General features: G+C 56.8%; 19 protein-coding genes. 10 read left to right on the top strand and 9 right to left on the bottom strand.

Translation table 11 applies throughout. From position 1 onward, the window contains the following. Positions 1-231: hypothetical protein (locus tag LRS06_RS22500; RefSeq protein WP_257873619.1), on the bottom strand; the 231-nt coding region annotated here is incomplete at its 3' end. Between the two features lie 1,657 nt (positions 232-1,888). Here LRS06_RS22500 and LRS06_RS22495 point away from each other — a divergent pair. The 8 genes from LRS06_RS22495 (at position 1,889) to LRS06_RS22460 (ending at position 7,648) form a co-directional block, all read left to right on the top strand. After that, positions 1,889-2,125, top strand: coding sequence for a toprim domain-containing protein (locus tag LRS06_RS22495; protein WP_257873618.1), 237 nt, complete (start codon positions 1,889-1,891; stop codon positions 2,123-2,125). Positions 2,126-2,531: 406 nt separating this feature from the next. Next, the gene (locus tag LRS06_RS22490) at positions 2,532-2,693 is read left to right on the top strand and encodes a hypothetical protein (protein ID WP_257873617.1); all 162 of its coding nucleotides are present in this window, start codon (positions 2,532-2,534) and stop codon (positions 2,691-2,693) included. A 396-nt stretch (positions 2,694-3,089) separates the two neighbouring features. Then, positions 3,090-3,269: a hypothetical protein gene (locus LRS06_RS22485; RefSeq protein WP_257873616.1), complete on the top strand. Its 180-nt coding sequence runs from the start codon at positions 3,090-3,092 to the stop codon at positions 3,267-3,269. A gap of 2,020 nt (positions 3,270-5,289) precedes the next feature. Next, the gene (locus tag LRS06_RS22480; RefSeq protein WP_257873615.1) at positions 5,290-5,520 is read left to right on the top strand and encodes a hypothetical protein; all 231 of its coding nucleotides are present in this window, start codon (positions 5,290-5,292) and stop codon (positions 5,518-5,520) included. 46 nt (positions 5,521-5,566) lie between these two features. Then, positions 5,567-5,854 carry a hypothetical protein gene (locus LRS06_RS22475; RefSeq protein WP_257873614.1) on the top strand — a complete coding sequence of 96 codons (288 nt, stop codon included), beginning with the start codon at positions 5,567-5,569 and terminating at the stop codon, positions 5,852-5,854. A 319-nt stretch (positions 5,855-6,173) separates the two neighbouring features. After that, on the top strand, positions 6,174-6,590 hold the full coding sequence (locus LRS06_RS22470) for a hypothetical protein (protein ID WP_257873490.1): 417 nt from the start codon (positions 6,174-6,176) through the stop codon (positions 6,588-6,590). A 42-nt stretch (positions 6,591-6,632) separates the two neighbouring features. Beyond that, positions 6,633-6,878, top strand: a complete 246-nt coding sequence (locus LRS06_RS22465; protein ID WP_257873489.1) for a hypothetical protein — start codon at positions 6,633-6,635, stop codon at positions 6,876-6,878. A 239-nt stretch (positions 6,879-7,117) separates the two neighbouring features. After that, on the top strand, positions 7,118-7,648 hold the full coding sequence (locus tag LRS06_RS22460; RefSeq protein ID WP_257873613.1) for an immunity 26/phosphotriesterase HocA family protein: 531 nt from the start codon (positions 7,118-7,120) through the stop codon (positions 7,646-7,648). Positions 7,649-8,554: 906 nt separating this feature from the next. On the opposite strand, the gene LRS06_RS22455 is transcribed toward LRS06_RS22460, so the two are convergent. The 6 genes from LRS06_RS22455 to LRS06_RS22430 all read right to left on the bottom strand — a co-directional run bounded on the left by LRS06_RS22455 (position 8,555) and on the right by LRS06_RS22430 (position 14,427). Next, positions 8,555-9,454: an IS3 family transposase gene (locus LRS06_RS22455; RefSeq protein WP_257873487.1), complete on the bottom strand. Its 900-nt coding sequence runs from the start codon at positions 9,452-9,454 to the stop codon at positions 8,555-8,557. After that, a complete protein-coding gene (locus LRS06_RS22450) occupies positions 9,451-9,759 on the bottom strand; it encodes a transposase (protein WP_257873486.1) in 309 nt (102 codons plus the stop codon). Before LRS06_RS22450 ends, LRS06_RS22455 begins: the two co-directional genes overlap by 4 nt. 103 nt (positions 9,760-9,862) lie before the next feature. After that, positions 9,863-10,372: a hypothetical protein gene (locus LRS06_RS22445; RefSeq protein WP_257873485.1), complete on the bottom strand. Its 510-nt coding sequence runs from the start codon at positions 10,370-10,372 to the stop codon at positions 9,863-9,865. Positions 10,373-10,466: 94 nt separating this feature from the next. Then, positions 10,467-11,675 (bottom strand): gliding motility-associated C-terminal domain-containing protein, encoded by a 1,209-nt coding sequence (locus tag LRS06_RS22440; protein WP_257873484.1) that lies wholly within the window; start codon positions 11,673-11,675, stop codon positions 10,467-10,469. Positions 11,676-13,222: 1,547 nt separating this feature from the next. Then, positions 13,223-14,122 carry an IS3 family transposase gene (locus LRS06_RS22435; protein WP_196956052.1) on the bottom strand — a complete coding sequence of 300 codons (900 nt, stop codon included), beginning with the start codon at positions 14,120-14,122 and terminating at the stop codon, positions 13,223-13,225. Beyond that, positions 14,119-14,427, bottom strand: a complete 309-nt coding sequence (locus LRS06_RS22430) for a transposase (protein WP_257873482.1) — start codon at positions 14,425-14,427, stop codon at positions 14,119-14,121. The genes LRS06_RS22435 and LRS06_RS22430 overlap by 4 nt, the downstream gene beginning before the upstream one ends. Positions 14,428-14,837: 410 nt before the next feature. Here LRS06_RS22430 and LRS06_RS22425 point away from each other — a divergent pair, with 410 nt between their 5' ends. Beyond that, entirely contained in the window at positions 14,838-15,539 is a 702-nt protein-coding gene (locus LRS06_RS22425) for a recombinase family protein (protein WP_257873612.1), read from the top strand. Positions 15,540-15,686: 147 nt separating this feature from the next. Here the strand turns inward: LRS06_RS22425 and LRS06_RS22420 are convergent, their stop codons facing one another. Together LRS06_RS22420 and LRS06_RS22415 are read right to left on the bottom strand one after the other, a co-directional pair. After that, entirely contained in the window at positions 15,687-16,613 is a 927-nt protein-coding gene (locus LRS06_RS22420) for an Abi family protein (protein ID WP_257873480.1), read from the bottom strand. A 269-nt stretch (positions 16,614-16,882) separates the two neighbouring features. Further along, positions 16,883-17,746, bottom strand: a complete 864-nt coding sequence (locus tag LRS06_RS22415) for a nucleotide-binding protein (protein WP_257873479.1) — start codon at positions 17,744-17,746, stop codon at positions 16,883-16,885. 56 nt (positions 17,747-17,802) lie between these two features. On the opposite strand from LRS06_RS22415, the gene LRS06_RS22410 reads away from it, so the two are divergent. Continuing rightward, positions 17,803-19,224 carry an N-6 DNA methylase gene (locus LRS06_RS22410; RefSeq protein ID WP_257873611.1) on the top strand — a complete coding sequence of 474 codons (1,422 nt, stop codon included), beginning with the start codon at positions 17,803-17,805 and terminating at the stop codon, positions 19,222-19,224. The last annotated feature ends 22 nt before the right edge of the window (positions 19,225-19,246 follow it).

The following is a 19,246-nucleotide window of genomic DNA, read 5'->3' as shown; positions in this document are numbered from 1 at the left end:
CCAGGCTCTGGATATCCATTCCGAGAACCTGGGCCGGCCTTTCAATGCTTTTTGTAGGAGCGCATCGAACGTGCTTATGAAAAAGAAGAAGTAGGGCGGCGCAGGTGCCGCCCTACTGCGTTCATTATTCCACGTTACCGCCGCCACCGCTGTTGCCGGTGTTGCCTGATGATTTGAGATTTGAGGTGAGTTGAAGCCCCAGAAGAGATAACGACGTTGCTGGCCAGCCACATCATGCTGGTCGATATAGTCCGTTTGCCACTGATGAACTTCCTGGCGGTTTTAACCAGGCCGATCATTTCAGGAACATCCCATAGAGCGCCCTGGTATGATAAGCAACATCAGGGCTTTGAAGGAAGTCATCGTGAGCTGACGCCATTAGTTCTGGTGGCATTCAGTCGCTCTGATAAAGCCAATCAGCGGCCATCAGCCTGCCCTGATGGGGTGGCGGTCCCACTGGCCATGGACAGTGGAGATCAGCCTTGTTCATGTTGATTTGTTGCATCAGGCCACCACGGTGAGGTAGCTCCCAGGCCTGATCCAGGCCTCAGTGATTTTGCTTTGAACTGTCCATGGCAATTAGAAAAGAAAAAATGAGAAAGGGTAATGGTGAAAAAGGAGGGGGAATGGAGGGCCAGGCCTCCATAAAGGCTGGTTCTTTCAGCGTTAAGCACGAGGTCCACTTCGACTGGGTTGCCCAGGTACTCTTGCATACTTGTTTAGGCTGCTTGGTGGGATTAAAGTCGGGCCCGCCGGCGTGCTGCGTGGCAGCATCTTAGGATTCTGCCCGGGGCAGTGGTTTGAGAGCCGCCAAACCGCTTATTCTGTTCCCGTTTGTGGGCTGCTCGCCGCATGCGCTTGATCACCACACGCATCAGGATACCCATGCCGGAAAGCTTTCACCCGGCGCGAGAATCAGATAAAGCGGAAGGGTTCTACGCGGCTTTACGCGATTAACTTAGATTGCATTTCGCCGTTAAAGATAAAGAAAAAACCGAATCAAAAAGACTTTGCGCAATTTTTTCTAATCGCAGTACAGCAATTAAGATTAATTGCGTGGTAAAGGAGGCTTCATTGGGTAGTATTGTCTACTTAATGTCCATTTTCCTTCTTCATCCCCAACTGCCCATGAACTCACCACACCAACGGGGGCCGCCCGCGGCCAAACGACGACTCGGAGCTGGAACGGGCTTCAAAGACCAAATAATTTATCGTGCCCCTGGCCACCGGCTGCTTGGGGTATGACATTACCGACAAGGTCTGTAACGACTCCCGGCATAAGCTGAGAAGGGAGGGGAAACCTGATTGTCAGCAAAAAGTGATGGAAGGCAAGATCTGTGGCAGAGAAACGCCCACGACACGAAGGACAGCGGCTCGGTAGTAGACTTTGTAAAGACCCGATGGTCTGAACCTAGGCCAGACGCGGCAGCAGCTGCGTCAGTACCTGGGAGAGGGCGCTTCGGGGAGGATCGGTAGCAGCTGGCCCCGTGGCCGGAACCGACGCGCACGCGCCAGGCCGAGCGGGGGCCGGATGCCTCGGTGCCGGAGGACCCCCCCAACGGCGAGATGAGTTGCTGAAGCGGACTCTGGGCGTACAGCCGGCCCTGACGGATTGGGGCTTGCTGCGTGAGCGGGGCCTGAGCGACGAGACGATCAACGCCCCGGCCTCTGAAAGGGCAGGCCGCCGGGACCGGGCCAGAACGGCCCGCATAAGAACACGGTGTTCCCGCTGCTCATCGAAGGTGGTTTTTCGTCCTACAGAGGAGCGCAACCAATTTCCCGTCACTGATGCCCGGATCCTGCGACGGCATCTGGGTCAGCCACCCTACGCAGGGCAAGGGGAGCGCCGTAGAGTGTATCGTCATCGGGGAAAGTTTCAATTGACGCCATGAGCAAGTACCAGCTGGAGCAGCCAGGCGGATCAGGGCCAAGTACCATGTACATCACCAGCAGCGGCACCGTCTCGCAGCGGCAGGTGGAGTTGATGCAAAAAGACATCGACCGGCAGCATGGGAAAGAGGTGGTGCTATGCAACGATAACGATGCGGCCGGGGTGCGCTTCAACCCCCACCACATGAACGACTTCCGGGCACCGCGGCAAAACGTGGGCCCTGGAAACAGGTAGTGAAACGCCCGAGCAGCAGCGCGGCAACGTTACTCGGCAACCGAATGCGGGGGCGAGTATCACACGGATTTGAAAGTCACCTTGAAAACCGAGCGCCAGCGCGAGGGGAGGGCGGTCGTGGCCAGCCCGTGGTGAAAGGCTGCAGACGTCAGGCGCAAGGGAAGGGGGAGAGCAAGCCGCGTCGCTGCTGGAGCTGGTCCGCACGCAGCGACCAGACTGTAGCCCGCGTGACGGTGAATTAACGACCAATCGCCGCCAGCTGGGCGGTTTGCTGCAGGAGCTGCACGCCCAGCGTGAAGCGGGCATGTCTGGGGCGGAGCGTAGACAATCGCCTGGGTTTTTGATAGCGGGCCCTGAGTAGCAAGATTATAACTTAGATCTGACCGATCAGCAAACGGAACAGTGGATGCAGCGCGCCCGCGAGCAGGCCGGATTCGACAAAGGGGTGACTGCCCAGCAGGCTATGTTTTCGCCCATCGAGCGCCCCTTGATGCTGGAGATTGTCGAACAAGGCCAGCGGCAGAATGGGGGCGGAGCAGCCGGCCAGATTGAGCAGGGACCTTCGTAAGGCTGGCCTATCAATCCTTGACCGGAAACAGGAAATTGACCACGCCAGTGGTGTGCGCACCACGCACCTGCAGGCGCAGTACCTGGTGACCGACCCCGATCCACAACGCAAGGCAATCAGCAGCTCCAGCGCTGGAAATTATCACGCGCGCCCCTGGCGTCACGCTGACTGAAACCGAGGCGCACGCGCAGGAGCGTCGGCAGCTAACAACCGCCCCCGCTGTTAAGCCAGTAGAGCTGCCGGATAGCCAGTTTTGGGAACAGTAGGGCGGTTTTCAGCGCAGCTACGAAGGAGTTAAGCAAAGGCCTCGAAGAGCAAGCAACTCCCCGCAGGCGGCCCGATTCTGCTGAAATAAGCCGGAATGTACTGGAGCGGGATATTATGCCTTTACCGGCCTTGACCGCGAAAAACCTGAATGGGGCGATAGCGATAGCGGAGAAATTTGCAGCCCTGCAGGAAAAGCGGCAGCCAGGGCCGTTGGTGCTGGGGGCCGTGCAGCAGGCGGACAAGTCAATGCATGAGCGCTACCAGACGGTTCAGGAACTAGGGGGAGTGGTGTGCAGCGAGGCGCTGTAATAGTACTCGATGAAAAAGCCGGGGAGAAAACTGGGCGTACCCGTATGTTCGGATCTGTTGGCTGTGGGCGCCGGCGTGGGCAACATCGTGCAGCGCGAAGTTGCTCCAGGAAACCAAGAGCGATGGATAGATTTGCATTGATGATCCGGCACTCCTGAAGCCAGGCGGCTGCAGGCGTAGAAGCCGTACCGCGGGCCGCTGAGCGCAGTCCCGGCGTGATGGTCGAGGAGCCCGCGCAGGCCTAGCAGCTTGGCGGGGGCCGCCGTATTCAGCCAGGAAGAACAGGCTGCCGGCAGGGCGGTAAACTCGCTGCGCCCAACGTATCCATCCAGCAGGGCTGAATGCAGAATCCTACGCTCGTGACCAGCGTATTTCCAGCTGTAAGCCCCGAGCTGCGGGAGCAGGCCGATGTGGTGCGAAAAGCGGGGGGTTATCGCCCCGTTGGCGGGGCAGAGCTCAGGCAGGGAGCAGACGCAGCTGGTTAGGCTTTCATTTACAGGACTCCGTCATGGGCGCCATCAGCCGAGTTACCCGGCAAATGAGTGAAATGGCGGCAACCGCTACGATGTGGAACGCCGCGTAAGCGTTGGGGAAGCCGGTGAAGGGTGGGCTGGCCCGGTCCGCCTGACAGAGGCCCAGGACGTTATTACGCGTACCCCACAGATCCTGGATGATCTGCGCTCGACGGCGTCCTCATCCTGGTACAGCAGCGCGTCGAAGCGCCGGCGGGCTTCGTGCGCGAGGAGCTACGCATTGCTTATCAAACGGAGCAGAATCCCCTGGGCATCGGGAACGTGCCAGATGCGCCCAAAACGCAGCCCCGGTAGAGTGGAAGAAGGAGCCCGGCAGCAAAGGAGGCCTGCGAAGCCTGGCTAACGCTGACCGGGAGCGATGAGGCGGAGCCACGCCGGCAGCAGGTCGAGCATAGGGCAAACGGCCCGGCGCACGGCGGATGCGCTGGAACGACGTCCGGAGCAGACTGGAAAAAACACCGGTATAAAAACAATCGTCAGCTGACTTTCAAAGCCGTTTGTAGCGGCCGCGGGCAGGAGTGCCAGCGAGCTGGGAGGAGGTATGCACCTTATGGAAGGCCTGGACCAAATTTTTCCGGGAAAAAAGCAATGGAGGGAGCCGGAACTAAAGCCCCAAGCTACGAGGAAGTGCCGCGCAGTATGCACACGCCTGATGCTTCGCATCCGGTTCGTTTTGTGCAGTTGGAGGCTGGTAGTGGTGTGGAAAATGCGCAGCGTCTGCAGGAATCAGTGCGGCAGTTGGAGCGGGCCGGCGGGACCCCCAGCCCGCTGCAGCAGGAGCCGGCAGGGGCGTACATATTTGGCGATGGTCGCTTCACCGCCTGGACCAGACGGAGCTGCCGCAGATCCACCGGCTTTTGTCGGAAACGCAGAAAGGAGGGCCAGCTTCCGGCGCTCAATGAGCAACCCGGCCTTGTCAGCCGAGCGCCTGCTGGAGTTGGAGCGGGGGGGACAGCCGGAAGTAGGGGCGTCAAAAGCGCCAGCATTCGACCTTAGCCACCGAGCAGCAGCGCGGCTCCCCGGCCGTGGAGCACCTTTACCGCTATGCCGAAATCAATATGCCGGGCAGGCGGCCAGCAACGAGGATAAGTTGCGGTGATGCGCAAGGACTTTGAGCAAGCCGGGGCGTCTGTTACGGCCGTGGAACGACACCGCGACCCAGCTGGCCGCGAGCGTTGCGCATCATGGTGGGCTACCGCATCGACCAGCCCGAGCTACCCCAGATACAGGAGTAGCTACGGGCCGCGCAGCAAGCCGATACAGTACTCTACAAGGAACGGGGTGGCTCAGGGCCATGGAACGTAGCTGGGAGTTGGAGCGGCGCTAGCGCGAACCCGGCGTTTCCTGAACTTCGGCCCCGGAGGCAACCCACCCCAAGGACCCAGGCTGCGAGGCTGCCGTTGGCGGGCAACAGGGCACTGGTCCAGCCAGCGTGGGGCAACAAAGCTGGCGATTACTATCCGGCGGAAGGCTTAAAAACGCAGGTATTGCGGGACCGGCGCGATGATGAGCTGGCACCGGTGGCGGCGCAATTGGTAAAAGTAGGAGCGCAGGTAGGCGGTACCCTGCCCGATGGGGCTGGTGGCCGCGAAATGGTCGTCAGCTACCATCCCGCCGCCGTGCCGCAGGACAAAGTGCTGGAGGTATTAGGAACCCACCGCGCGGCCCGCGAGGTAAACCGGGCCACAGCAGGCAAGCACCTCGGTCCCAGGCGCTGAGCGGGCCGTAGAGGCAGCCCCGCCGTGCGCACCCCGGAACGGGCCAATGAACCCGCGCCAGCACCTCCAGCCGGCCGTGGCCACGACGACCAGCGTGAGCGAGCAGCCGTTCCGGACAGTCGGCATCAGTATCGTTGAGGAAGGCCTGCAGCAACGCGCCCAGCAGCTGCGTCAGGATCTGCAGCAACAGGGGGCCATCGTCAGCGAGTTGCAAAAGCGCGAGAGCGGGCAGGACCTGAGCCGCCAGCATTTCACGGCGAGGCTATCCGCTGGGCCCACAGAGCGCCGGCATAGCCCAGACTTTGGAAACAGCAGGCCGCCAACCCGGAATTAACCTGGAGGAATCCATGACGCAGCAGCGGGAGCGGCAACGCCTGTACGGGGGGTGAAGTACCGGCCATCAGTGGCACAACGGTTGCGGCTGCATCGGCCTACGCGGCCGGCCCGCCCCATGGCCCGGGCAATTGGCGGCAAGGGGTGGTGCTGGTAAGCGACACGGAGGAGGAGCGCACGCGCTCGGCCACCGTGCGCGAGGCCCTGCAGAAAGCCGGGGCGCAAGTCGGGGCAGGGGGGAACGGAGCGACGGTGTTCCCGGTACTGCCATCCGCTATTCCTACCAAACCCAGCAGGAGCAGCTGGAGCGCGTAAACAAAGTGCTTGATACGGCCGCGAAGAGCGAAGGCATCGAGGTAAAGGAACAGAAGCCCCAGCAGCCGGGGCCGGAGCTGGAAACGCGCACCGGCAAGTTCAACCAGGCCGTGATTTCAATTGATGATACGCCCGAGAAGGGCAAGGCCCGCGCCGAGACCATCGGCGGCGAGCTGAGTAAGGGAGGGGCCATCGTCGGCGAGGCCAAAGTAGTCGGCAACCACGTCGAGATGCCGGTGAGCTACCATACCAAAACGCCCAACATCCAGCACATCAACGACACCTTGGACAAGGCCGCCAACAGCAGTGGTATCCAGGTGAAGGAAAATGGGGAAGACCGGGGCGCCCGCCTGCAGGGCGCGCGTGACGTAGCCCGGGAATCGGGTGGTGGGTCCACGTTGATGGAGCGTGAACGAAGCTAGCCCTTACTGCTGCTGCATTTTTTCACTTATTCCTGCACCCTGATGAATACATATGACATGTTTGTGCTGCTGGGCTGGGGCCTGTTGCTGGGCGGCATACCCACGGCTGGCTATTACCTCTACCAGTATGGCCGCGCCCTGATGGAACGGCGGCGAAACCTGCCTTTCGACCCCTTCACCCGCCAGGAACGGGCGGCATTATGGAGGCAGGAGATAGACTTCCGCTTTTTCTGCACCGCGTTGGCCTTGTTTGGGCTGATGCTCTGCAACTGGCTGGCAAAATCCTAACCGGGCGCACTGCCATAGCACGAGAAAAAGGCCGTTGGATAAGCTGTGGGCTCCAGCGGCCTTTTTCCCAGTTGCCCTTTCACTTAGTTCACCTATGAATTGGCTGATAATTTCAGTCTAGTCTTAATAAGTCCGTTTACGATTATTCATACTTATCATAAAACGACTTCTCGGACAGCCTCAATAAGTAGCCTTATGTTTGGCTTCTATTTATCATAAATTGACTACTAAAAGACAATATGGCGAAACGGCTTAAGTCTGGGCACATTTTACGGATACCACTATACCACAACTGGGGCTTCGCTTACGCGAAATATGTTAATGTCATTGGTGTACAAGGCAACCAGTCCTATCCAGACCTCATCAAGATTTTTGATTACCGTTCGTTGGTCGATGAACCTATTGACGCGGCTCTCCTGCATACCTACCTGATGCAACCCATCCTACTTGCAGGCCGGCTCCCCACCCTTAGGCATGGATTCTGGTCTATCGTAGGAGCATTGCCACTACTGCCTGAGGATGACGAGTTACCTGATTTGCGGGTTGACGAATCGACTATTGCGGACCGTATGGTGATTTATCAGCAACCCCGGCCTGGTGCCACACTCTATACCAAAAACTTGGAGTTACGTCCTCAATTTGAAACGTCTCTCGCCAATGTTGAGCATTTAGAATTTTTAGGTGCTCGAGGGTCAGGCCTGATTGAAATCAGTGCTACCATGTCGTTCATGCTCCAAGACGGGGTCTATCCTGGCGACTTTTTGACTTAGATGACCCAACTTACAAGTATGAGTACGGGCTTCTCAAGTCTCGTCCCCTAGCTAACTCTCTCTCCTCAAGAATTATATGGACGCGCCCGCCAGCCTAACCAACCAGGATACGTGCCCCTTTAGTAGTAAACAGTACTTTTTCCGTGCTGAGCGCTTCTAGAAAGCGACTCCCTTATCTGAATTTTATCTCTTAACATAAAGTAAGGTATACCCAGGGCCTCGGAAAGCTGGTAAATTTTGGCTTGGTTAAGCGGGCGTAAACGTTTAGTATTTTTCGGTTACGATACCTCTCTATTATGCCCGTCGCTACTCAGCCGCCTCCTATTCGTCACAGACTAACTGCTTACCGAAAGACAAGGATAGAATTCGCCGCCCTGGGACTGCTCCTAGCGTGTTCGCCCGTGAGGCGTGCTCCTTCGAATCCGTATCCCCTCGCGCGCGCTGTTCGCCTAACAGTGCCTGCAACGCGCCTCGTCACGCAGGGCGATTCCATCTCTCTTTCCTTTCGCTTTACGAATGCGTCGACTGACACGGTCTGCTTCAATCCCAGGGCCCTGGTGTACCTGCGCCGCCGACCACAGGGCTACCATTCGGCGATAATGTGGTTGGACTCGACCAGCCTTCGGCCTGCGCGGCCGCTCGTCGCGTTGCTGCCAGGCGATACCCTTTCCGTGCCCCGATCCTTCCCACTTGATACGACGCTGTTATCGGCTCCAGAGACGCCGTGGATGGTGTTCTCGCTGCATCCCTGTCCTACTGCGCGACCTGCCTCGAATCGGCAATGGTGTGGTACCTTGGCCATCGATTCAGTGATACTCGTTCGACCTCAGCACGGGGGAGGTAGGCAGCCCACGCAGGACAGTGCTCACTCTGCCCTTTCAATAGGGTACGCCTGAGGTGGTCCGATTACGCTGGACAGTTTAGGGCACTAAGTTGAAGGAGCTGTTGATGAGCGTGATACGGTGTCTGATAATCAATGCTGGAGTGTAGGCGCTCGTGATTGTAGTAGTCAAAATAGTCGGCTACGCTGGCTTGCGCGTCCGCTAAATCGGCAAAAACGGGCCGCTCTCGGACTTCGAGTACTTCGGTTTTGAGGCGTGACCAGAGGCTTTCGGCCTGCGCGTTGTCATAGCAGTCGCCGCGGCGACTCTGCGAGCGCACTGCCTCGTGGTCGCGTAGCAACTGTCGGTAGGCGTTGCCGCAGTACTGCCCGCCTCGGTCAGAGTGGACGACGAGGCCTGGCGTGGGCGGCTGCGCCCAAAAAGCGCGCTGCAAGGCGCTGGTAATCAATTCTTCGGGCATAGAGGCGCCCACTTGCCAGCCCACCACCTGTTTGCTGACCATATCTTGGTAAGCGCACAGGTAGGCCCAGTCGCCGTTGGCCAGGGGAAGGTACGTGATGTCGCTGACCCAGACCCGATTGGCCTGCGTAGGCTTGGGCTGGTCGAGCAGCCGGTTGGGGGCGCACCGCAGCCCGTGGGTGGAGTCGGTCGTGCGCGGGGTGAAGGCCTTGGGTTGCAGCGCCTTCAGTCCCCGCCGGCGCATCGCCGTGCGGAGCCGCTGCCGCCCGACGCGGTAGCCCTTGCGGCGCAGTTCAACGCGCAGTCGACGCGTACCATAGCAGCGTTTATGCACCCCAAATGCCTTAACCAACGCCGTTTCCCAAGCGGGCTCTGACTGATTTACTACTTGCTGCTGAGCTTGTTGCCATGCGTAATAGCCACTGACAGGTACTTGCACCAACTGGCAGAGCAGGCGCACGGAGTGGTGCCCCCGCTGCGCTTCGATAAAGCGGTAACGGCTCATTGGTTGGGTGTCTGTGAGAAGATGGCAATGGCTTTTTTTAAAATTTCCAACTCCTGCGCCTGCCGCCGATTGGCGGCGCGCAGTTGGCGCAACTCCGCCGCCGTGGCCGGGTCGAGCTCCGCCCCACGGGCCGCCGCCACGGGGGTAAGGGCTTCTTTCTGCCACTTGTAAATACGTTTGGGGTCGATGTTGAGGGCACGCGCCGCAGCCTGGGTCGAGCGGCTTTCACTGGCTAGGCGCAGGGCCTCGGCGCGGAAGGCGGCATCGTAGCGCCGACGTTTAGTGGGTTGAGGACGGTCTTTCATGACGTGCGAAAGTTAAGACCCTATTCTGTCCAGATTTACCCGACCACCTCAAGTACAATAAGTAGAAAAGGTACTGGGACATCAGTCCCAGTACCTTTTCTACTTATTGTACTGTATAGGTCAAGTTAAATTTCCCGTTGGTTAAGGCAACTGAGCGGGTGTTACTGCCCGGACTGCAGACGGTGCCGCTGAATGTTCCACTAATGGTTTTGCGTTGACTGTCGAACGCGATGATCTCAACCATCCGGTTCTGGGAAGAGCAGTTACGCGGATCAAAGTACAAGGCTCGGTTATTCACCATTTCTGTATAATACGGCCCATCTGCAGAAGCCGGATCGGTGATGGTGAAGCGGCCAGTGCGGCTGTTGAAGTCAGTCAACCGCACGACGACGCGTGAGCCATTCGTCGCATTAAAGGTGACCAATAACTCTTTAGAGGCGGGTCGAACGACTGCGGTAGCTGTGGCTGCTGTACTATCAAATGGTTTCCCCTCTACATCGACGGTAGCGGTATTAGCTGGGATAGACGGCTGCGCCTGTTCTTTTGATTTACTGCCACATTGTTGAAGCGAAAGGACGCTCAGTAAAAGCGGCACGGCATAATGCGTTTTCATGGAGGGGTAGTTAGGTAGTTAAGCAATAAAGGTAAACGGTTGTTAGCATCTTTTTAGAGCGTGCTTAAGCAAACCTGATTTAGACACCGCTGACTCAGTAGGCAATCGTAATATACCCCTTATACTGCCGCTGATTGGAGTATTCAATCAGGTAGAAGTACACACCACCTGGCAAGCCACTGCCATCCCAACGGAAATCCCGCTGAGTGGAATTGTATACCTGCTTGCCCCAACGGTTGAATACCTTGATACCTGCGAACCGTTGAGTACAGTAGTCCGGTGGCAAGTCAGGTAATTCAAAGGCATCATTCAGTCCATCATTGTTTGGCGTGAAGATATTGGGAGGTGTAAAGGCTATTGCCTCTGGGTTTTGCACTTCAAAGCGCACGGTCCTACGTTGAGGCTGTGGGTTACACGTCGTTTCCTGCAACTCAAAGAGAACCTCGTAGCCATGTGGCGCTGTCACCGTACAACTCGCATTCCACCGGAATATTCCAGTAGCTCGCCCTTGCCCATTGTGAGGCTCGAAGCTCATCCCAGCAGCCGCCAGCTCAAATCCTACGCCACGTGCCGTGAGCACTAGGGCGTTCTTATCAACATCAGTTCCTTCGATCTTCGCCTCTAGTACAGAACCGGGCAATTGCTGTAGTGGAAGAGGCGTTGTACTCCCGGCAAACAGAGACGAAGTCAGCTGTGGAGCGCTATTAGGGTTGACAATTTGAATAGCCACCCGTAGGATACTGGTTTTTGGCTCGCCACAAGGGGCATCTTTAGCCGTGAACTCAAATTCATACAAGGATTTACCTTCTTGCGGGCAAGGTACCCGCCAAGTGAAATGCCCTTGCTGTACATTGCCAGTAGTCGTCTGCGTAAGCTCGGCCGCAACGCTGGTAGCCGTAAACCCTATCCCTGCCATTGACAGAGAGAGCAAATCGTTGTTCGGATCCGTAGCTCGCAGATCAAACGACACCAGCTCTCCCGGTTGCGCTCGCAGCGGCGTTGTGCCGGCGTTAGCCGTTATCTCTGGTGGCTTGTTGCTAAGGTCAATTCGGATCGGAATAGTAAGGCTCGCCGTTTGCGCTCGATCACAGGCGGTTGAGGCTGCCGTAAAGGTAAACTCATAGAGCAGGTTGCTCGCTGAAGGGCAAGGTACTACCCATCGAAAGGTTCCGCGGTTTTCACCAGCCGCTCTATTCTGGCTGAGCTGTGCGCCTACATCTTGTGGCCGGAATCCTTGTCCTTGCATAGCCAGGCTAACGGTATCCTGATCAGCATCCGTGCCCAGCAGCGCGAATTGCAGCACTTGGCCGGGCTGCACTACGAGTGGACGATTCGAATCGGCAGTAGTGGTTAGCACAGGGGGAGCATTGTGGTTCTCAACCTCAATAGTCACCAGGATACTATCCGCTTGTGGACGGTCACAGGGGGCATCAGCACCCACAAAGGCAAATGTGTAGCTCCCTACCGCGGAGCAGGGTATACGCCACCGGAAGCTCCCGCGGACCTCATGGCCAGTCCGCGTTTGTGATAGCGCCGCACCTACGGCACTGGCCTGAAACCCCTGTCCATGCATAGACAAGGTAAAAGCATCCCGATTCGGATCACGGACGTTTACGTCGAAGGTTATCAGTTCACCCGGCTGAGCCCGTAAGGGAGCAGGCGCGGTAGTGCTCAGTACAGGTGCGGAGTTGGGCACCATTGTAGAAATGAACGCTACCTGCACGGTATCGCGTCGAGGTAAACTGCAGCCATTATCGGCTACAATAACATCTAGCAGGTACACCTTCCCCCAGTATCTATACACGTTGGAAAACACAGCTGAGAGACGAGGGTATCAGGGGCATTCGGGGCATGTACGGTTCCCTGTTTCAGCGTCAAGGAAGGCAATGTGCCTTTGAAGTTCACGGGGCGCAGCGAAATGGTAAGCTGTGTAGCCGTATCAGGATCGGTGAAGCGCAGGCTTAGGCAGCGGTCTGCACCGGCTGACAGGCGCAAGGTGTCTTTACCCGGCTGATACTGCTTTCGCAAGTCGGGTAGCGGACCGTTAGCGCAGGGGTTTGATTGGGAGGGCAATTGAGGACTTTCAATTGAAAATCCCGTCGAACTTCCCCCAAGTTTGATGCCCTGGCGGTATTCTGAGCAGCGAACACTAAAAACGAACAGGCCTAGTTGGGCAGGCCGCACGGTTAGCCGTCCGGAATGCTGGTCGATACCTAAAGCGGGAGCCCCCTTTATCTGGGTGTCGGTAGCATAACCGGGTAACCAACGAATGGGGGAATAGGGTGCCGGGGAAGGCGTTTCAGGCTTGCCATCCGCATCGGTTGCGTGCCCGTTCAGCGGTGTAACCATATCATACACCAGAGAGTCTCCATCCGCATCCTGACCGCCAAAATCGAAGTAGAATAGCTCCTGTATACAGGCATAATCACTGAGGGGCGGAAAGATTTGGGGCGTGGAATTAAGCAGCGGTTGTCCGTTGCGCACCACGGGCGGAAACTCCAAATAAAAGGTTTGCCCCGCGCCTCCTGGCTCCTCAATGTTGTTAATCGTTCCGTTACGGCAACAGCGCTCTACGGCGACATAGTATCCAGCTGCATTTGTATAGTGGCAGCGGGTAATTCTATCAACAGCGTATAGACCAAGCGGCGGGTGCGCAAGGAGGGGCTCTCGCACGCTGGATTGGTGTAAGCGACAAACGTGCTGCTAGTAGTGGTAAACTCACCCGCTGCATAAGCTGATTGTTACCCTTCGCAAAGATTCCAGCCGTGAGCTCATCATCCAGCGCGCCTAGACTGCCATTGACATCATCAAAATATAAGTTCAGCGTAAGTCGGTACTGAGGTGGTCCAGTTAGGCTGGACAGTTTAGGGCACTAAATTGAAGAAGCTGTTGGTGAGCGTGATACGGCGTCTGGTAGTCAATGCTGGAGTGCAGGCGCTCATGATTGTAATAGTCAAAATAGTCGGCGACGCTGGTCTGCGCGTCGGCCAGGTCAGCAAAAACGGGCCGCTCACGGACTTCCAGGACCTCCGTTTTGAGGCGCGACCACAGACTTTCGGCCTGGGCGTTGTCGTAGCAGTCGCCGCGGCGGCTTTGCGAGCGCAGGGCCTGGTGGTCGTGCAGTAGTTGGCGGTAGGCGTTGCCGCAGTACTGCCCGCCACGGTCCGAGTGGACGAGCAAGCCGGGTGTGGGCGGCTGGGACCAAAAAGCCCGTTGTAAGGCGCTGGTCACCAGTTCCTCGGGCATGGTGGCTCCGACCCGCCAGCCGACTACCTGCTTGCTGGCCATGTCTTGAAAAGCGCACAGGTAAGCCCACTCGCCGTTGGCCAAGGGCAGGTAGGTGATGTCGCTGACCCAGACCCGGTTGGCCTGCGTGGGTTTGGGCTGGTCCAGCAGTCGGTTCGGCGCGCACCGCAGCCCGTGGGTCGAATCGGTGGTGCGCGGCGTAAAGGCTTTCGGCTGGAGCGCGTGCAGGCCCCGGCGGCGCATGGCCGCCCGCAGGCGCTGACGCCCCACCCGGTGCCCGTTTTTGCGCAGCGCTACCTGGAGGCGGCGCGTGCCATAACAGCGCTTGTGAACCCCGAAGACCTTGACCAGCGCCGTTTCCCAGGCCGGCTCCGGCCGAGTTACAACCTGTTGTTGAGCCCGTTGCCACGCATAGTAGCCGCTGGCCGGCACTTCCACCAGCTGGCAGAGTAGCCGCACCGGGTGCTGGTCCCGCTGCGCCTCGATGAAACGGTAGCGGCTCATTGGTCCGGTGTCTGTGAGAAGATGGCAATGGCTTTTTTTAAAATTTCCAGTTCCTGCGCCTGCCGCCGATTGGCGGCCCGCAGTTGGCGCAATTCGGCGGCGGTGGCCGGGTCCAGTTCCGCCCCACGAGCGGCGGCCACTGGGGTCAGCGCTTCCTTCTGCCACTTATAAATGCGTTTAGGGTCAATACCCAGGGCGCGTGCCGCGGCCTGGGTCGAGCGGCTTTCACTGGCCAGGCGCAGGGCCTCGGCCCGGAAGGCGGCATCGTAGCGCCGGCGTTTGCTAGGTTGGGGGCTGTCTTTCATGACGTTCGAAAGATAAGGCCCTATTCTGTCCACATTTACCCGACCACCTCATACGTACTGCCCGTTTGGTGCTGCAAGTCCAGCTCACCGCCAACGATATGCGTAGCACTAGCCGATTGTGCCAGTAGCAAAATAAGAATACACCACCCGAGTATCCGACCAATCGTTAAACGAGGTACAACCTGGATCATAGACAACTAAACGCATAAAATCTTAGCCGGCTCAAGATACTACTTCCTAATGGTGAGAGCACCTTTTAGCAACCTGATGTAGTCAAGCGATAGTTTGTTGTCAGGTATCGCATACCTAATTCTTCTTTTCTTGCGTTTTGTCACATATCTTAAACGGACGTTTAACAAATGTGACAAACTGCTATCTTGCGCTTTTTCCACTCCTTTATATAAGGTGTCATGACGCGCTACGTCGCCTACTTCCGCGTGAGCACCGCCCGCCAGGGCCAGTCTGGCCTCGGGCTCGAAGCCCAGCAGGCCGCGGTAAGGACCTTCGTCGGCACGGAGGCGAGCATCGTGGCGGAGTACGTGGAAATCGAGAGCGGCCGTAAGAACGCGCGACCCCAGCTGCAGGCCGCTATTGCATACGCCAAGCAGGAAGGCGCCGTGCTGCTCGTGGCCAAGCTCGACCGGCTGGCGCGCAACGTAGCCTTCCTCGCAACACTCATGGAAAGCCACGTGCGCTTCAAGGCCGTGGACCTGCCGGCCGCCGACGAGTTTACCCTGCACATCCTGGCGGCTGTGGCCCAGAAAGAAGCGACGGCCATTTCCACTAGAACGCGCGATGCCTTGGCCGCCAAGAAGGCGCGCGGATTTCAGCTTGGTACGCCAGCTAATCTAACCGCTGCCTCGCGGGAGAAGGCGCTGGTGTCGCTGCAGCGCAATGCGCAGACCAATCTGAGTAACCGGCAGGCCGCACAACTCGCCGTGTTGTTGCGGGCCACGGGCGTAACGTTGCGGGAGATTGCCGCGCGGCTTAATGAATCGGGCTATCGGACGCGGCGGGGAAAGGCATTTCACCCCATGGGCGTAAAGCGCCTACTGCCGAACTTGATAAGTAAGTACCTGATTTGCTATAGCAAATCAGGTACTTACTTATAGATTACAAGCCACTTTTAACTAACTGTTTGAGTGTCTTACTACTGCCTTCTTTATGTAATCGGCCGCCAGCGTGATTAAGGGATCGCAATATGGCAAGGGACCCGATGACCGTTATAGGTGAGTGCTTGACATCATTTGGTGCTGTTGCTATTGTGCAATAACCGGTGGGATACTCCAGATAGGCTCCTGCTGCCAATTGACGGGAAAACCCATGGCGGAGGGATCTACGTTGGGGTGAATAGCAAATAGCCCCTGCAAACGGAGGCCCAGGCCAAACTCGGGTGAGATGGTGAAAAGCAAGTGATTCATGCAGCACAACGCAGCATAAAGTTTATTCTGTACTAGCTGTGGGATGGGAGCATAATACAACTCAGGCCTGGGCCGCTTGATACGCTTAGGCGCTGCGGCAATGGTGCGGTTCCACAACCGGGCATGGTGGGCGCATACGTTGCGCACCTGCGTGATACTTTGCAGCCAGCCCGAGAGATACTTCTGTGGTGGGACCATAAAGTAAGCAGCAATTTCATCCCGACCCGACAGCTCCTTGCGGATGTTGCCATATAAGCGGGAAAGGGTGCCTAATGTAACGATTTCCAAGGTTTTCCAGGCCGGTGGGCGGCGGACGTCAGTGCCGTAGCGGGCCTTGTGGTCGAGGATGAATTCTTCGTGGGAGCGAGATAACTCGGCGTCGATGGAAGCCAGGGCCTCGGCGTGATCGTCTGAGCTGGTGAAAAGGGTGACATCCTCGAACCACCAAGGCGTGTGATTCATGGACATGGTGTAGATAAGTTGAGTGCGAATGCTGACCTCTATGCGTTCGATAATATCGAAGACCAAGACGCGTAGCTTTTGATCGAATCGGTACAATTCCAGCGCAGTTTCGAAGCGGCTGCCTATCTTGTAGATATGTAGCGACTTGTCTGACTGAAACGGAAGCAAGTAGCCAGCCAGACGATAGTAACTGATGTTACTGAGGTGACGAATAGCCGCTACTTCATCGTCAATGGCAAGACCTCGTTGGCGCAGTAGCGCAATTTGGTCAATGATGGAAACAGCTTGCTTGTTATAGTCCATAGTTTATCGGAATAGTCCAAACTTTGAAATAGGGACAAAAAAGACTCGCCCTGGTACGCTGTTCTGACGAGAAGCGTGGCGAGTACTGTTAAAACAAAGGTACGACAAATTCAGGAATTAGGCCAATCATAACGCTATCAACTGTGCTATTATGCTCATGCAATAAATGCAAATCATGATTTTAGATTGTTACAAAGCCAATAAACATGCTACCTCGTTGGCGTGATTACGGGTAACACCGTAGTTAAAAAAGCCTAATACAACTGAGTCTACAACTTTTTTAAGACAGCGGGATCAATGTAAAACCCGACGCCGGACAGCTCATTGGCAAGGCGACGCTTCCATGCGCCGGCCTTGTCATAGGTTTCGTAGACAACGCCATGGAAGTCGCTAGGTTGCTCGAGGCCGGAACCGGCAACGAGTACAAAGACGTTTTTGCGGCCGAGCAGGGCAACGAAGTAGCCAAGCTCAAGTACAACGTTCTGGCGGGCACGGGGCGAAAGCTTGGGTGCAGTTTTGCCAACGCGGATGCCGCCCAAATCGTCGGGACTGAAAAGGACGACGGCGTAGCCACAGGCACGAGCTTCGCGGTCAAACTTTTCGATAATGGTTTGGCCCTCATTGATTTCCTCAAAGAGAACGATACCATCAATGCCGAAGCGGTTGAGGGTTGCTTGAGCATCTTTGCGCATGGCGTCGTCGCGGCCATGGACAATGAATACTTTGCGGCTCTCGTCGTCGACAGCTTTGAGAACGCGCAGGAGACTGGTGCGGGCTGTGCGCAAGGTGGTCATGTCAACGAGCGAGTGACTGAAGGCATTACCCGTAACTTTCAACTTTTCGGCCAGCTCCACCAATTTCTTTTGATGACTGCCACCACGCACTAGCTTGGCCTTACCCACCAGCCCGACCGCGGTAGTAGCAGTCGCGGCCAGAGCTTTTTGAAGGGCTTCGTCCTGACCGTATTGACGGCCATACCGGTCCTTGGCATCAGGTAGCACAATGGCTCCTATTTTTTCACGCAGGAGTTGTAGCTTTTTGCGGTCCATCAGGGAAAGAATGATGACTTCTGCCTTGCAGGCAGCGAGTAAAACTACTAAAATTGAGAAAAGGCGCTTGGCAAATAGAATCAATTGAATTGTAATCTACCTAGTTTGCACGCCTATCTACCATTGCTCAAATTATTGGTATGCCCCAACCTTTACTAACTCGCTATCTCCGTGACCTTTATTTTATTCACCAAACAGGAGGTGGCACTGAGGAAACATCGTTTTACGGGCCATTGGAGAACCTGCTCAATGCAATAGGTGAAACGTTGCGTCAGCCCGTACGATCGGTATTTCAACTCCAAGACTTAGGAGCTGGTAGACCGGATTTCGGATTATTTGCGGTGCCGTCGGGGCGTTCTTCGCGACCGTTGCGGATGACTGGGCAGCAGCCTGAACGCGGCGCTGGGGAGGTGAAAGGACCAGGTGCGTCGCTAAAGCCGTTATTGGAAGGCAAACAGGTTTCAAAGTATTGGCAGCATTATGGGCAGGTGTTGGTGACAAACCTGCGGCACTTTGCTTTCTTGGGTAAGAATGAATTCAACCAGCTGATGGTGCTGGATACACTAGAGTTGGCACCTGACGAAGTAAGCTTTTGGAGCCTGTGCGCGCAACCTGAGATATTATCGGCGGAGCAGGCTGATGCGGCAGAGCAGTTCTTAGCGCGGTGCATGCTGCATGGCGCTCCGTTGGACCAACCTCGGGAACTAGCGTGGCTGCTGGCCTCCTTCGCTCGGGAGGCACGAGACCGGCTCAGCGGGGTGGACCTGCACGAACTGGTCCCGTTGATAACCGCCTTGGAGCAGAGCTTGGGGGCACGATTCGATGGACCAAAAGGCGTACGCTTCTTGCACGCTACCATCGTTCAAACCCTGTTTTATGGGGTATTCTCGGCATGGGTGTTATGGCATCGGGAGCAGCCGGACCGCAAGGATGAATTCGATTGGCGCACCACGGCCCATTACCTTCAAATACCGGTCTTGCAAGTGTTGTTTGAGCACATTGGCGCATCGTCCAGTGTGGACCGCTTGAAAATGCGGGACTTGATGACCCGTACTGGGCGCACGTTGTGCCGAGTACGAAGGGACAGGTTTTTCAACCGATTTGCTGACAGCACAGCCATTCAATATTTCTACGAGCCGTTCCTGGAAGCGTACGACCCGCAATTGCGGAAGGAAATGGGCGTGTGGTATACACCGCCCGAACTAGCTTCTTACATGATAGCGAAGGTAGACCAGATGCTCAAAGAGAAATTGGGCATCGAAGAAGGCCTAGCAGATGAGCGAGTAGTGGTTTTGGACCCATGCTGTGGGACGGGAACGTATTTGGTGGAGGTACTGCGTTTCGTGGGTAGGCGGCTACTGCAAACGCATGGCGCCTTAGCCGGAGCAATGCTGCGAGAGGCTGCAACTCGTCGCCTGTTTGGTTTTGAGATTTTGACAGCTCCGTTTGTAGTAGCCCACTTACAATTAGGGCTCCCTGCGGGCGGCAGGTGCCCCACTAGGGGATGGCCAGAAGGCTGCTATTTACCTAACCAACGCGCTGACCGGGTGGGACCCCGCTGAGCATGAAAAGCAGTTGGTCATT

Origin of the sequence: Hymenobacter sp. J193 (assembly GCF_024700075.1) — a bacterium.
Taxonomy (GTDB): Bacteria; Bacteroidota; Bacteroidia; order Cytophagales; family Hymenobacteraceae; genus Hymenobacter.
Note: the sequence above shows the minus strand (reverse complement) of the source record. Positions and strands in the feature narration are given on the sequence as shown.

What these genes read in the sequence shown, in the direction of transcription:
- LRS06_RS22495 (WP_257873618.1), top strand. Translation starts at nt 1,889, where the DNA reads ATGAGCAAGTACCAGCTGGAGCAGCCAGGCGGATCAGGGCCAAGTACC.
- LRS06_RS22490 (WP_257873617.1), top strand. Translation starts at nt 2,532, where the DNA reads ATGCAGCGCGCCCGCGAGCAGGCCGGATTCGACAAAGGGGTGACTGCC.
- LRS06_RS22475 (WP_257873614.1), top strand. Translation starts at nt 5,567, where the DNA reads ATGAACCCGCGCCAGCACCTCCAGCCGGCCGTGGCCACGACGACCAGC.
- LRS06_RS22465 (WP_257873489.1), top strand. Translation starts at nt 6,633, where the DNA reads ATGAATACATATGACATGTTTGTGCTGCTGGGCTGGGGCCTGTTGCTG.
- LRS06_RS22460 (WP_257873613.1), top strand. Translation starts at nt 7,118, where the DNA reads ATGGCGAAACGGCTTAAGTCTGGGCACATTTTACGGATACCACTATAC.
- LRS06_RS22455 (WP_257873487.1), bottom strand. Translation starts at nt 9,454, where the DNA reads ATGAGCCGTTACCGCTTTATCGAAGCGCAGCGGGGGCACCACTCCGTG.
- LRS06_RS22450 (WP_257873486.1), bottom strand. Translation starts at nt 9,759, where the DNA reads ATGAAAGACCGTCCTCAACCCACTAAACGTCGGCGCTACGATGCCGCC.
- LRS06_RS22445 (WP_257873485.1), bottom strand. Translation starts at nt 10,372, where the DNA reads ATGAAAACGCATTATGCCGTGCCGCTTTTACTGAGCGTCCTTTCGCTT.
- LRS06_RS22435 (WP_196956052.1), bottom strand. Translation starts at nt 14,122, where the DNA reads ATGAGCCGCTACCGTTTCATCGAGGCGCAGCGGGACCAGCACCCGGTG.
- LRS06_RS22430 (WP_257873482.1), bottom strand. Translation starts at nt 14,427, where the DNA reads ATGAAAGACAGCCCCCAACCTAGCAAACGCCGGCGCTACGATGCCGCC.
- LRS06_RS22425 (WP_257873612.1), top strand. Translation starts at nt 14,838, where the DNA reads ATGACGCGCTACGTCGCCTACTTCCGCGTGAGCACCGCCCGCCAGGGC.
- LRS06_RS22420 (WP_257873480.1), bottom strand. Translation starts at nt 16,613, where the DNA reads ATGGACTATAACAAGCAAGCTGTTTCCATCATTGACCAAATTGCGCTA.
- LRS06_RS22410 (WP_257873611.1), top strand. Translation starts at nt 17,803, where the DNA reads ATGCCCCAACCTTTACTAACTCGCTATCTCCGTGACCTTTATTTTATT.